This is a genomic window from Bacillus sp. DHT2 (genome assembly GCF_026241455.1).
GTDB classification, from domain to species: domain Bacteria; phylum Bacillota; class Bacilli; order Bacillales; family Bacillaceae_G; genus Bacillus_A; species Bacillus_A pseudomycoides.
The window spans coordinates 239,331-252,592 of record NZ_JAPHWH010000002.1; the positions used below are offsets into that span (position 1 = coordinate 239,331).

The 13,262-nt window shown below is 36.5% G+C and carries 13 protein-coding genes and 1 other annotated feature; all 13 genes read right to left on the reverse strand.

Annotated features, from left to right (window positions below):
- Window positions 1–32: 32 nt before the first annotated feature.
- Window positions 33–2,798: an isoleucine--tRNA ligase gene (ileS2, locus tag ORL93_RS06205; RefSeq protein WP_097794317.1), complete on the reverse strand. Its 2,766-nt coding sequence runs from the start codon at window positions 2,796–2,798 to the stop codon at window positions 33–35.
- A gap of 74 nt (window positions 2,799–2,872) precedes the next feature.
- Window positions 2,873–3,097 (reverse strand) — a binding site (T-box leader).
- Between the two features lie 51 nt (window positions 3,098–3,148).
- Window positions 3,149–3,655 (reverse strand): septum site-determining protein DivIVA, encoded by a 507-nt coding sequence (divIVA, locus tag ORL93_RS06210; protein ID WP_016116021.1) that lies wholly within the window; start codon window positions 3,653–3,655, stop codon window positions 3,149–3,151.
- A 91-nt stretch (window positions 3,656–3,746) separates the two neighbouring features.
- A complete protein-coding gene (locus ORL93_RS06215; protein ID WP_097794318.1) occupies window positions 3,747–4,520 on the reverse strand; it encodes a YlmH family RNA-binding protein in 774 nt (257 codons plus the stop codon).
- 15 nt (window positions 4,521–4,535) lie between these two features.
- Complete coding sequence (locus ORL93_RS06220) at window positions 4,536–4,799, reverse strand: YggT family protein (RefSeq protein ID WP_003199802.1); 264 nt, start codon at window positions 4,797–4,799, stop codon at window positions 4,536–4,538.
- Between the two features lie 6 nt (window positions 4,800–4,805).
- Window positions 4,806–5,270 carry a cell division protein SepF gene (locus ORL93_RS06225; RefSeq protein WP_003199801.1) on the reverse strand — a complete coding sequence of 155 codons (465 nt, stop codon included), beginning with the start codon at window positions 5,268–5,270 and terminating at the stop codon, window positions 4,806–4,808.
- 19 nt (window positions 5,271–5,289) lie between these two features.
- Entirely contained in the window at window positions 5,290–5,964 is a 675-nt protein-coding gene (locus ORL93_RS06230) for a YggS family pyridoxal phosphate-dependent enzyme (protein WP_003199799.1), read from the reverse strand.
- 5 nt (window positions 5,965–5,969) lie between these two features.
- Window positions 5,970–6,779: a peptidoglycan editing factor PgeF gene (pgeF, locus tag ORL93_RS06235; protein ID WP_018764753.1), complete on the reverse strand. Its 810-nt coding sequence runs from the start codon at window positions 6,777–6,779 to the stop codon at window positions 5,970–5,972.
- Window positions 6,780–6,894: 115 nt separating this feature from the next.
- Window positions 6,895–7,173 carry a YlmC/YmxH family sporulation protein gene (locus tag ORL93_RS06240; RefSeq protein WP_016116026.1) on the reverse strand — a complete coding sequence of 93 codons (279 nt, stop codon included), beginning with the start codon at window positions 7,171–7,173 and terminating at the stop codon, window positions 6,895–6,897.
- Window positions 7,174–7,323: 150 nt separating this feature from the next.
- Complete coding sequence (sigG, locus tag ORL93_RS06245) at window positions 7,324–8,103, reverse strand: RNA polymerase sporulation sigma factor SigG (RefSeq protein WP_003199794.1); 780 nt, start codon at window positions 8,101–8,103, stop codon at window positions 7,324–7,326.
- A 194-nt stretch (window positions 8,104–8,297) separates the two neighbouring features.
- Window positions 8,298–9,017 (reverse strand): RNA polymerase sporulation sigma factor SigE, encoded by a 720-nt coding sequence (gene sigE, locus ORL93_RS06250; protein WP_003199790.1) that lies wholly within the window; start codon window positions 9,015–9,017, stop codon window positions 8,298–8,300.
- 19 nt (window positions 9,018–9,036) lie between these two features.
- Window positions 9,037–9,954, reverse strand: a complete 918-nt coding sequence (gene spoIIGA, locus ORL93_RS06255) for a sigma-E processing peptidase SpoIIGA (protein ID WP_141556314.1) — start codon at window positions 9,952–9,954, stop codon at window positions 9,037–9,039.
- A gap of 492 nt (window positions 9,955–10,446) precedes the next feature.
- Complete coding sequence (ftsZ, locus tag ORL93_RS06260) at window positions 10,447–11,604, reverse strand: cell division protein FtsZ (RefSeq protein WP_003199787.1); 1,158 nt, start codon at window positions 11,602–11,604, stop codon at window positions 10,447–10,449.
- Between the two features lie 39 nt (window positions 11,605–11,643).
- A complete protein-coding gene (ftsA, locus tag ORL93_RS06265) occupies window positions 11,644–12,945 on the reverse strand; it encodes a cell division protein FtsA (protein ID WP_097794320.1) in 1,302 nt (433 codons plus the stop codon).
- Between the last annotated feature and the right edge of the window lie 317 nt (window positions 12,946–13,262).

Genomic DNA, 13,262 nt, shown 5'->3' on the forward strand with positions numbered 1-13,262 from the left:
TACCGTAATAGCAGTCAGTTTTTATCACATCATTATTTTACATAATTTTCTTTTACTACTGTTGCACAACGCTCACATAATGTTTCATGTTCAGCGTCTTTACCAATTGTTTCAGAAACAACCCAGCAACGTTCACATGTTTCACCAGTTGCCTGCGCTACAACAACAGCTGTATGCTCATATTTTGGTGCACCCGCTGGAGCTTCTTCCATTGTTCCACCAAGTTTATACTCAGAGACAATAAATAATTGTTTTAAATCTTCACTAATAGACTCTAACATTTGTTTCATTTCTGCAGTTGGATATAGGGTAATACTCGCATTTAATGACTTACCGATTACTTTTTCATTACGAGCCACTTCTAAAGCTTTTAATACGTCATCTCGAAGTGTCATAAATGCATCCCATTTTGTTTTTAACGCTTCCGCACCCTCTACTTCTACAGCTTCTGGCATATCGGTTAGCTGAACGCTTTCCTCTACAACACCAGGAACATATGGCCATACTTCATCAGCTGTATGAGGTAAGATTGGTGTTACAAGTTTTGTTAATGCAACAAGAACATCGTAAAGTACTGTTTGAATCGCACGACGGTCATGATGATTTGCTGCTTCAATGTATAAAATGTCTTTTGCAAAGTCTAAATAGAATGAGCTTAAATCAATTGTGCAGAAGTTATGAATTGCATGATATACTGCCGCAAAGTCATATGTTTCATATGCTTCTTTTACTTTTGTAATTAAGTCATTTAATTTCACTAGCATGTAGCGATCTACTTCACGTAATTCAGCTTTCGCTACTGCATCTTGACTTGGATTAAAGTCAGCTAAGTTTCCTAATAAGAAACGGAATGTGTTACGGATTTTACGATATACTTCTGCAACTTGTTTTAAAATATCATCTGAAATACGCACATCAGATTGGTAGTCAACAGAAGATACCCATAAACGTAAAATATCTCCACCTAATTGATCCATGATTTTCTTCGGTACAACAATGTTCCCGATAGATTTACTCATTTTACGACCTTCACCGTCTAATACGAATCCATGACTCAACACACCTTTGTATGGTGCTTTACCTGTTACTGCAACTGCTGTTGATAATGAAGAGTTAAACCAGCCACGGTATTGGTCAGATCCCTCTAAGTATAAATCAGCTGGACGTTGTAAGTCTTCGCGCTCTTCTAGGACAGCTTGGTGAGAAGAACCTGAATCAAACCATACGTCCATAATGTCTGTTTCTTTACGGAATTCGCCATTCGGACTAGATGGATGTGTAAATCCTTCTGGTAATAAATCTTTCGCTTCACGTTCGAACCATACGTTAGAACCGTTCTCACGGAATAGATCTGCTACGTGATTGATTGTTTCATCTGTAATAATTGGATCGCCATTCTCTGCATAGAAGACAGGAATCGGTACACCCCATGCACGTTGACGAGAAATACACCAATCACCACGGTCACGAACCATATTATGAAGACGTGTTTCTCCCCATGCTGGTACCCATTTCGTTTCTTCAACAGCTTGTAATAACTCCTTGCGGAACGCTTCAATAGATGCAAACCATTGCGCTGTCGCACGGAAGATAATTGGTTTTTTCGTTCTCCAGTCATGTGGATAAGAATGCGTAATAAATGTTAATTTTAATAACGCGCCAATTTCTTCTAATTTTTCCGTAATTGGCTTATTAGCTTTATCATAGAATAGACCTTCAAATCCAGGTGCTTCACTTGTTAATACACCTTTATCATCAACTGGGCAAAGAACTTCTAATCCATATTGTTTCCCAACAAGGAAATCGTCTTCCCCATGTCCAGGTGCTGTATGTACACAACCTGTACCAGCATCTGTTGTAACGTGCTCACCAAGCATAACTAAAGAATCACGCTCATAGAATGGATGCTTCGCAACTGTATACTCAAGTTCGCTACCTTTAACTGTTTTCACAACTTCAGCATTTTCCCACTCTAACGTTTTAGAAACTGTGTCAAATAGTTCAGAAGCAATAATATATTTTTCATCATTTACTTTCACAATGCTGTATTCAAGTTCTGGATGAACAGAAATACCTAAGTTGGCTGGTAATGTCCAAGGTGTTGTTGTCCAAATGATAAATTTCTCGTCGCCCTCTAATACGTCTTTTCCGTCTTTTACAGGGAATGCCACATAAATAGATGCTGACTTTTTATCATTGTATTCAATTTCAGCTTCAGCTAAAGCGGATTCACTTGTTGGAGACCAATAAACTGGTTTTTGTCCTTTATAGATATAACCTTTTTTCGCCATTTCACCAAATACTTTAATTTGCTGCGCTTCATAAGCTGGCTCTAAAGTAATATATGGACGATCCCAATCAGCACGCACACCAAGACGTTTAAACTGTTCACGTTGGCGATTCACTTGTTCGTATGCATACTCTGCACATAATTTACGGAATTCTGCAACCGTCATTTCTTTACGTTTTACACCTTTATTTGTTAAAGCTTGTTCAATTGGTAAACCGTGTGTATCCCATCCTGGTACATATGGTGCACAGTATCCAGTCATTGATTTGTAACGAACAATAAAATCTTTTAATACTTTATTTAACGCATGTCCCATATGAATGTCACCATTCGCATATGGAGGACCATCATGCAGTACAAATAAAGGACGACCTTTTGTATGTTCTTGTACCTTTTCATAAATGTTCATCTCAGCCCATTTTTCTTGCATTGCAGGCTCACGCTTTGGTAAATTCCCACGCATTGGGAATTCTGTTTTCGGCATTAGTAATGTATTTTTATACTCCACGCTTAATTCCTCCTCGAATGTATAAAAGAAAGACCCTAAAAAATGGAATAAAAAAGAGACTTTCTCATCCCCAAAAAAGGGACGAGAAAGTCTCCCGCGGTACCACCCTAGTAGACCGTACACGTATGCACAAAGTCCTCTTTATATTCTTAACGCGAATATACGCCTACGCTTACTTTTTTGTTCAGCGCGGAACTCCAGGGTGATATTCCCATTTATCTCCTTATCCTGAGCTTACACCGTCCTCAGTTCGCTATATAAGGTATGAAAAAGGTACTTATCCCTATCTTCGTTTTTCTTAATAAATATGTTGTTTAAAATTATATGTAATAATGAGAAAAACGTCAAGCTTACACTGTTTCTTCTTTCTTTAATAGCTCGTCCACTTCTTCTTCTAGCTCAATTAATTTGTCCCAATCATCGTTGTTTAACATTTCAAGCTGTGCTTCTAATAACATACGGAAACGCGTACGGAATACTTTCGCTTGTTTCTTTAGCTCTTCAATATCAAATGCAACTTTTCTTGATTTTACTAAAGCTTCATTAATGATACGATCTGCATTCTTTTCTGCTTCACGTACAATTAATTTCGCTTCTTTTTGTGCATTACGCTTTACTTCTTCCGCCGCTTCTTGTGCAACAACGATAGACTTATTTAGCGTGTCTTCAATGTTAGAAAAATGATCTAATTTACCTTCTAGTTGAGCAACTTTTTCTTCTAATGCTTTTTTCTCGCGAATGACCAATTCATAATCTTTGATGATCTGATCAAGAAACTCATTTACTTGATCCTCATCATAGCCACGGAATCCGCGACCAAATTCTTTGTTATGAATATCTAATGGTGTTAACGGCACAAACGCCACCTCCAAGTAGTTATCTGAATTTTCCTCTTTTAATTATATCTTTTCTTCGACAAAATAAGGGATTTTCCTTCTAAAAAACCAATCATTTTAGTATACCATACAAAACTCGCCATTTGTCGCGTTTCGTTTTTCCTTCTACAGAAAATAATTTACTCCGGCCATATCCCCTAATTGAAAAAACATCACCCGGAAAACACTCATATGCAGTTTGTTCAACAGTTTTCCAGTTCACTTTCACAAGACCGTTTTTTATAAGCGGCTGTACTTTTTGCCGTGATAGATGAAGCATTTCAGCTAGCAGGACATCTAATCGAAGGGATGAAACAGTTCCATACTGCTCTTTCCATTCTTCTTGCAATCGTAATACTTTGTCTGCTTGTACAGAGGAAAGTGAGACCGTCATTTTCCCTATTGATTGTAAATTCATTTCAATGTAAGAAACAATTTCTTTTGCAACTATAATTTGGGCACGATTTTCTTGAAGCAAAATATCACCACACTTTTCTCTTGTAAGACCAAGAGACATAAATGCACCTAATATTTGCCTATGTTCAAGCGTATAAAACTTGGAAGGATAGTCAATTTCTAATACTTCAACTTGGAAATCTTCTTCATTTAAATCAAGATAACTCGGATAAATAAGAGCTCTTTTCCTTTCCGCTTTTGGCTCAGCACCATAAAGACGCAAAGTAGCATCCCCTTGATTTCCAATTATCGTAGCAACAATTTGCTGCTGACGCGGATCCAGAAAATCCGTTAATTTCACTTGATGATATTCTTCAGCCACCTGTTTCCACTCTAACACTTTATCGACAAAGACCACTTCTTCGGGTCTAAAATGCTCATAGATGCTCATTCATTCAACCTCTTATTACAAGAAATAACGAAACAGACTTACTAAACCACTACTAGCCAATCTCAACGCAATAATTGCAACAATTGGAGAAATATCAATCATGCCAAAAGGTGGGATAAATCTCCGAAACGGTTCTAAATATGGTTCACAAATACGTGATAGAAAATCACCAAATGTTGATTCTCTAGCCCCTGGAAACCAAGATAGAAGGATATAGATAATAAGCGCCCAGGAATAAATCTGGATGATCCAAAGCAATGCTTGTAAAATAATCGTCATGGCGTATTACCACCTCTTTATATTTGTCTCTTCCTCTTCACCGAACAACTCAGAAATGGCCCCAACAATATCCACAGTCTCAGGTGTACAAATAAATGTTTTCGGTCCTAATTTTTGAATATCCCCGCCTATAGCGTATACAGTACCACTTAAAAAGTCAACGATACGCACAGCTTGATCTGTTGACATCCTTTGCAAATTAATGACAACCGCTCTTCTTCCCTTTAAATGATCCGCAATCCCTTGTGCTTCCGAATATGTGCGCGGTTCTAACAAAACAACTTTGGAAGATTGCTTTGCTGTTTCAATACTTACAATATTTTGTTTCGGCTGTGCTTTCGTAAGTGGAATATCCTGCTGCTCTGGTGGATCTTGTTGTTTTTTCATTTCAGCTTGCTCCTTTTCCTTTTCGTAAGCTTCTCGCTCTTCTGGAGTGTCAAAAAAGAAGTATTTTACTTTTGACCAACTCATAATAACATTCTCCTTCCTTTTATGCTTTTCCTACTAAAATCGTTCCCAAACGAATATATGTAGCACCTTCTTCAATTGCAATCGTATAATCATTTGACATTCCCATTGATAACTCTTTACACGGAGCGTATGATAATCCTAGTTCTTGTACTTGTTTTTGCAAACCACGCAATTTCTTAAAACAATGACGAATTTCGGCTTCTTCCTCAGTAAATGGTGCCATTGTCATCAATCCAACAACTTCAATTTTATCAAATTCTTGCAAAGCACGAATAAACGCAATCGTTTCCTCAGCCGCTATCCCTTGCTTTGATTCTTCAGACGATGTTTTCACTTGTACAAAACATCGAACCTGCTTTGTAGTACGCTTTTGAATTTCTTTCGCAAGTGAAATGCGATCTAATGAATGCAAATAATCAATCTCATTAATAATTTCTTTTACTTTTCTCGTTTGTAACGAACCAATGAAATGCCAATTTACTTTTGAACCAAAATGCTCATACTTCTGTAAAAAACCTTCATTACGATTCTCACCTAAATCAGTAAGTCCAGCTTCTATTACTTCATTTGTTTTTTCAATTCCTACTGTTTTTGTTACTGCAACGAGCTTAACCTCTTGTGCCGAGCGCTCTGCTCGTTCACATGCTATTTTAATTTTCTCATTTACAAATGCTAAATTCTCTTGCACTACCACTGTTTTCAATCCTCCTTAAAGCCTATGAAACTCAACATTCTTCCTGTTTTTCCCCGATCACGACGATGTGAGAAAAACAATTGTTCTTCACAGCTTGTACAAAGAGACGACATCATAATATGCTCTTCTTTTATGCCAGCTTGTATGCATAATATGCGATTGATTTCTTTTAAATCAATTGCATATTGTCCGTCTGAAATCAATTTATATGGAACATGTCCGTTTACCGCTTGTTTTGCTGCTGATAATACGCGATCATCAACTACATAACAGCAGGACCCTATGGCTGGTCCAATTGCAACATAAATCTCATGAGCTGGCACCCCTTCCGCACGCCACTTTTGAATCATTTCTTTTGCAATTTCTTTTACAGTGCCTTTCCATCCAGCATGTGCCAGTCCTATCATACCTTGTGATGGTGCATAGAAATAGAGTGGAACACAATCAGCATAACAAGATGTTAAACATACATCTCTATCAGTCGTATAAATACCATCTGTGTTTGGAATACCATCTTCATATGAATAGATTCCTCGCCCTTTTTCTTGCTGTCCTACTTTTTCAACATGATGATCATGAACTTGTTCTGAACAAATCCAATTTTCTAATGTTTTTTGTAACTTGTTCGCTAAAATACGTCTATTTTCATGAACATTTTCCATCATATCATTTACATGTAATCCTAAATTCATCGCATGAAAGGAGCCTGTACTTACTCCACCATCTTTTGTCGTAAATCCTGCAGTAATGTTTCCAAGTTCTTTCCACGCTTGTAAATACAATATACCGTCCTCATATATAAATGGTTCTCTCATAAAGCGGCTCCTTTTAATAAAATAACATAAAAAGCATGGTACTTCCTGTCTATTTTACCATACTTTTATTTTTCCATAATGACAACATAAAAAAAAGAGGAATTTGTAATATTCTTTAAGAAATTGTCGGTGTTTGTATTGATTCTGTTACAGAATTGACATGATCAGCTCTTACTAATATTACATCCTCTCCAATTTTTACAATTTGCTTCCACGGAATAACAAACTCTGCTTCTTTCCCAAATATCCCTAACATACGTGTTTGCTTTGAAATAATGACAGCTTGAATCTTCCCTGTATTCATATCAATATCGATATCGCTAATGTTTCCAAGTTTTTTTCCGTCAGAGACATTTACAACATCCTTAATTTGAAACTCTGAAATTCGTATCATTGTCATTCTCCCCTTTTATGTTGTGTAATCGATAAGTCTCCTTCTGCCAGCGGTTTCACTTTACTGTCATTATATGAACACGCAATCTTTCCTATGAACAGAATCTCGGGGCACGCAACATAAAAAGATCTCATCGTAAATGATGAGACCTTATCCTTGAATTGTTTTATTCATTTGTTTAATTGCTGATTTTTCAAGGCGTGATACTTGCGCTTGAGAAATCCCAATTTCTTCGGCAACTTCCATTTGTGTTTTCCCTTGAAAAAAACGTTTTCGGATAATCATTTTTTCGCGATCATTCAATCGTTTCATTCCTTCTTTCAACGCCAATTCTTCCACCCATTGCTCGTCCCTTTGTTTATCATCACTCAGTTGATCCATCACAAAAATAGGATCGCCCCCATCATTATAGATTGGTTCAAATAGTGATACTGGATCTTGAATGGCATCAAGTGCAAAAACGATTTCTTCATGTGTCACTTCAAGTACTTTTGCAATATCCATCGCCGTTGGTTCTTTTGAATTCTCAGCAATTAGCTTTTCTCTTACCTGTAATGCTTTATACGCAATATCTCGCAACGAACGAGAGACGCGAATTGGATTGTTATCACGCAAATATCTACGAATTTCTCCAATAATCATTGGCACAGCATATGTTGAAAATTTAACATTTTGGCTTAAGTCAAAGTTATCAATGGATTTCATAAGTCCAATGCAGCCGACTTGAAATAAATCATCAACAAATTCTCCTCTGTTGTTAAATCGCTGAATGACGCTCAGTACAAGACGTAAGTTTCCATTTACTAATTTCTCTCTTGCGCTTATCTCTCCACTTTGCATTTCTCGAAATAATTTACGCATCTCTTCATTTTTTAGTACTGGAAGTTTAGCTGTATCAACACCGCAAATTTCTACTTTGTTTCTCGTCAAAGTGTTCCCTCCTATCGGGAGTTGCTGTACAGTGTAAAGTATCTCCTTTGGAGGGAATTTTATGCATACCGTTTTTCTGTCACTTTTAATAAAAATATCATTCGTGCTTTACTCGGAAATACAACAAAACCAATCGGAATACCGATTGATTTTGTACAATCTCCTTGATGATCTAACCTTTTAACAACGTCACTTTATACCATTTTATTAAATTCTTTTCGAAGCCTTTTTATAATTCTCTTTTCAAGTCGAGAAATATAAGACTGTGAAATCCCTAGCATATCTGCCACATCTTTTTGTGTTTTTTCTTCTCCCCCTGCAAGTCCAAAACGGAGTTCCATAATTTGTTTTTCACGATCATTCAGTTGGTGTAGTGCTTTCTTAAGAAGATGTCTGTCTACATTAGCCTCTAAATCTTTTGTAATAATATCATCATCCGTACCAAGAACATCTGATAGTAACAATTCATTCCCATCCCAATCAATATTTAATGGCTCATCAAATGACACTTCTGAACGATTTTTATTATTTCTACGTAGATGCATTAAAATTTCATTTTCTATACAACGTGATGCATAAGTCGCTAATTTTATTTTCTTTTCAGGGTTAAATGTATTCACAGCTTTAATAAGACCAATTGTTCCAATACTAATCAAATCCTCAATATTAATTCCTGTATTTTCAAATTTACGTGCTATATACACAACAAGCCGTAAGTTACGCTCAATAAGTAATGACCGTGCTGCTTGATCACCTTTTGGCAATTTATTGAGGAGTACTTCTTCTTCCTCTTTTGTTAAAGGCGGTGGCAATGCCTCACTTCCACCGATATAGTAAATTTCATCAGTCTTAATTCCAAGTTTCAGCAATACTTTATACCAAAGATATGTGAAATAAAATTTTATTTTCGTCATATTCTCCCGCCTCTCATAATTAAGCAATTGTCACTTTTGGTGATATCAACATTTTCGGATGTATAATACATTGATACTCTCCATTTGTAGATAATTGCTGTGTATTTAAGCCGATTAATACTTTATTTACGACCATATTGCTTCCTTCATGATAAATTTGAACAACATCTGGCTTAATTGCCCATAAAAATTGATGATCAACTCCTACTGCTCGAAAAGGAATTAAACGTAGTCTCGTTGCCCAACCTGAATCATTTTCTGGTATTTGTGGAATCTCTGTTTTGGAATAAATTTGTTCTATTAACCATGTTGGTAAACAATGCTCTAATGATGAAATATGCATAATCATTACCGGTGTTTTTGTTATAGGGTCATGAAGCTGATTTCCACTATCAATCAAGCCATCTAGTTTAATTTCATTTTCAACTAATCTAATATTCACTTGTACAATTTGGTCATAATGAATCTTAGTCACTTCCACATTTTCAATACGTTTTTTTGAAAAGTAATAAATAATCGGAAATCCCAAAATCACAAACATCCAACTTACTGGATCACCATAAGACATTGCTTTCGCCTGAACTAATCCATCTACCATGTCATTCGTTTGTAGGAAAAAATGAGTTCCAATTAATCCTCCTCCTACCATAAATGTTACAAAATAAAAGGTAAAAACAGTCTGTGTATAATCTCTAAAAGTAGAAAATCCAAATGCTGTATACACAATAAGTAACGAATACAATAATTTCATAATTGGTTGTGTCATCATAGAAGCAAAAGGAGTAAAGGCAAAAATAACAATTGTAGAACCAATAAATGTCCCTAGCACAAGCCTCCATCTTTTGATCTTCTTTTTCAACACAGTTGCTGTTAATAAAAGCAAAAGAAAATCAATGCAGGCGTTTAACAACCAAACAACGTCGGCGTAAACAACCAAACAATTCACCTCTTTTTTTAAGTTGAGACTAGTATAAAGCATATCCAATAGGAAAGTGTGTCAATTTGCGGAGGGGTTTTTTTGTTATTTTGTGGTTTCTAGACATAATCTGTCGTGAGGTATATATTGTGAGCTTTCTAATAATAAATTCTTCGGTTCCCTTCATCTATTTTTCTTACTTTCTATAATTTAGATGATGGTCTTACTATATAAATACAAATTGAAAAAAACGACATAAAACCTTTCTTTTTAAGTGAAAGAGTGCATCCGGCCGTGCATAGAAGCGGTCAGATTAATCCTTTTCCTGCCATATGCAAGTTAAAACAAAGAGCGAAACGAGTGCTGGTCACCTTTTGTTCTTCGTAACAGCGACTTATACGTTGAAAAATCAAAAAAATTTATATATTTATGAATAGCGAGATAAGTTTTTTTATTTTAAAATATTTAAGGTTGTGTAATAAAAAAGAAAGGAGCCCTGAGGCTCCTTTCTTTTTATCGTCTACGACGGTTACGTAAAAATGCTGGAATATCGATATCATCTGAATCTGTATTACGATCATGTACAATAGACTCTTCACGTTTCACTTCGCGTTTTACTTCACGTTGTTTTTGCGGCTGTGCTGTTGGTTGTTGCTGTTGTGCGTGATTTGTAGTCGCCGTTGAACGTACAAATGTTTTTGGCGGCTGAACTGTAACACTATCATCAAAACCAGTTGCAATTACAGTAACAACAATTTCATCTTTTAAACTCTCATTAATTACAGAACCGAAAATCATATTCACTTCTGGATCTGAAGCTGAAGCAACGATATCTGCCGCTTCTTGCACTTCATATAAACTTAAGTTTGTGCCCCCAGTAATATTCATAAGAACACCTTGTGCACCATCGATAGATGTTTCTAATAACGGACTAGAAATTGCACGTTTTGCTGCTTCTGCTGCACGGTTTTCACCAGTTCCAACACCAATACCCATTAATGCAGAACCTTTATTAGACATAATTGTTTTTACGTCTGCAAAGTCTAAGTTAATGAGACCAGGTGTAGCAATTAAATCGGAAATACCTTGTACACCTTGTCGTAATACGTTATCCGCTTCGCGGAACGCTTCAAGCATTGGTGTATTTTTATCTACAATTTCTAAAATACGATCATTCGGTATAACAATGATTGTATCTACATTATCTTTAAATGCTGTAATCCCAGATATAGCTTGCGTCGCACGTTTGCGACCTTCAAATGTAAATGGACGTGTTACAACACCAACTGTTAACGCGCCTAGTTCTTTTGCGATTTGTGCAATAACTGGAGCTGCACCCGTACCAGTTCCACCGCCCATACCAGCTGTTACAAAGACCATATCTGCACCACGAAGTGCTTCTTGGATTTGTTCTTTACTTTCTTCAGCGGCTTTTTTCCCTACCTCAGGATTTGCGCCGGCACCAAGTCCACGCGTTAATTTTCCGCCAATTTGCATTTTCGTTTCAGCTTTTGATAAATTTAATGCTTGCGCATCAGTGTTCACAGCAATGAAATCCACACCTTGTACACCGTGCTCAATCATACGGTTTACAGCGTTATTTCCGCCACCGCCGACACCGATAACTTTTATGCTCGCTAATTGATCTTGAGTAGTATCAAACTCTAACATGTCGAAATCCCCCTAGAACCTCATTTTTCGTGTGCAATTTTAATCCCATAAATAGCGGAATACACGTTTTACTTTTGACATCATACGCTCATTGTCTTCATTATTTTTGCTTTGCTTACGCGTTGTTTGTTTTACAGGTTGCTGCTGTACCGGCATTGGTGCTGGTACAGGTTCAAAATGCTCTTCCTTTTCCTGAACATTTTTTCCGCGCAATTTCGCTTTTTGATAAGAATGTTTAATTAATCCGACTCCAATTGTATACTGTGGTTCACGAACGCCAATATAATCTGGAGTGGCTATACGAACATTTTCATGTAAAATATCATATGCAAGATCAAGAACACCCGGCATAGAAGCAATCCCACCAGTAAGTACATAACCAGACGCTACTTGTTTTACTCCTAGCTTCTGGACCTCTTCTTGAACAAACATCAAGATTTCCTCTACACGTGCCTCAATAATATCAGATAACTCTAGTTGTGAATATTGTTCTGTTTGATCGCTTCCCATAATAGGAACCGTAAACACTTCTTCTTCAGATGCAGTATCATAAAAAGCATGTCCATATTTCAGCTTAATTTGATCCGCACTTTCAGTTGAAGTTTTAAGTCCTATAGCGATATCCTTCGTTATATGATCTCCACCTAAAGGCAATACACTTGTTGCTTGTAACTCTCCATCTTGAAAAATCGATAAGGTTGTAGATCCTCCGCCAATATCAACAAGGGCTACACCTCTATTTTTCTCATCAGAAGATAAAGCAACCGTTGCAGCTGCTAAAGGTTGCAGACAAATATCAACAATTTCAAGGCCCGCTTTTTCCACACAACGTAGTAAATTATGTAATAACGTTCTTGAGCCTGTAATTAACGTGCCTTCCATTTCTAATCTTACACCAATCATCCCGCGTGGATCGTTAATCTCATCAAGACCGTCTACTATGAATTGTCGAGGCACCACATCAATAAATTCACGTTCAGGAGCAATTGATACAACTTGTGCTGCATCCAGAACGCGTAAGACATCTTCATTTCCAATTTCACGATCTTCATTTGAAACAGCGACAACTCCATGACAAGGAAGAAGCTGCACCTGATTTGCATTCACACCTACAACAACTTGTTCAATGTGAATTCCCACCATACGCTCAGCTTGTTCAATTGCTTTTTTGATTGATCGAACAGTTTCGTCTATGTCAACTATGGAGCCCTTTTTCAAACCATTTGATTTTACGTTTCCAACACCAATAATGTTTAAACCATCATTAACCATTTCACCAATGATGACTTTAACATTGGATGTACCGATGTCAAGACTAACATATATTTCATTGCTGTTCATTCTTTGGCACCTCCTTCTTTATTTATACCATACAGGTCAATATATGGAACAACAATCGCAGCTTTACTATTTATAAGAAAAATATTCAACGTCTTTATGCGTTTCCCTTTTTTAACCCTATATTTTTCTTATTTTTATTTAACATTCACTTATTGCAATCACAGTAATCTGTGAATGACTGCTTTATCTTTGAAATAACTCGATTTCAAATGCAAAGATTATCGCCAAATATAAGTCTACACTAAGATGTACTCATAGAAAAGCTAAACTTGTACCAATCCTAGCATGAATCGAAGAAAATCTAGTTATTTTTCACC

Coding starts and splice junctions, on each gene's coding strand:
- ORL93_RS06215 (WP_097794318.1), bottom strand. CDS start 4,520: ATGAGCATCTATGAGCATTTTAGACCCGAAGAAGTGGTCTTTGTCGAT.
- ORL93_RS06220 (WP_003199802.1), bottom strand. CDS start 4,799: ATGACGATTATTTTACAAGCATTGCTTTGGATCATCCAGATTTATTCC.
- ORL93_RS06225 (WP_003199801.1), bottom strand. CDS start 5,270: ATGAGTTGGTCAAAAGTAAAATACTTCTTTTTTGACACTCCAGAAGAG.
- pgeF (WP_018764753.1), bottom strand. CDS start 6,779: ATGAGAGAACCATTTATATATGAGGACGGTATATTGTATTTACAAGCG.
- ORL93_RS06240 (WP_016116026.1), bottom strand. CDS start 7,173: ATGATACGAATTTCAGAGTTTCAAATTAAGGATGTTGTAAATGTCTCT.
- sigE (WP_003199790.1), bottom strand. CDS start 9,017: ATGACGAAAATAAAATTTTATTTCACATATCTTTGGTATAAAGTATTG.
- ftsZ (WP_003199787.1), bottom strand. CDS start 11,604: ATGTTAGAGTTTGATACTACTCAAGATCAATTAGCGAGCATAAAAGTT.
- ftsA (WP_097794320.1), bottom strand. CDS start 12,945: ATGAACAGCAATGAAATATATGTTAGTCTTGACATCGGTACATCCAAT.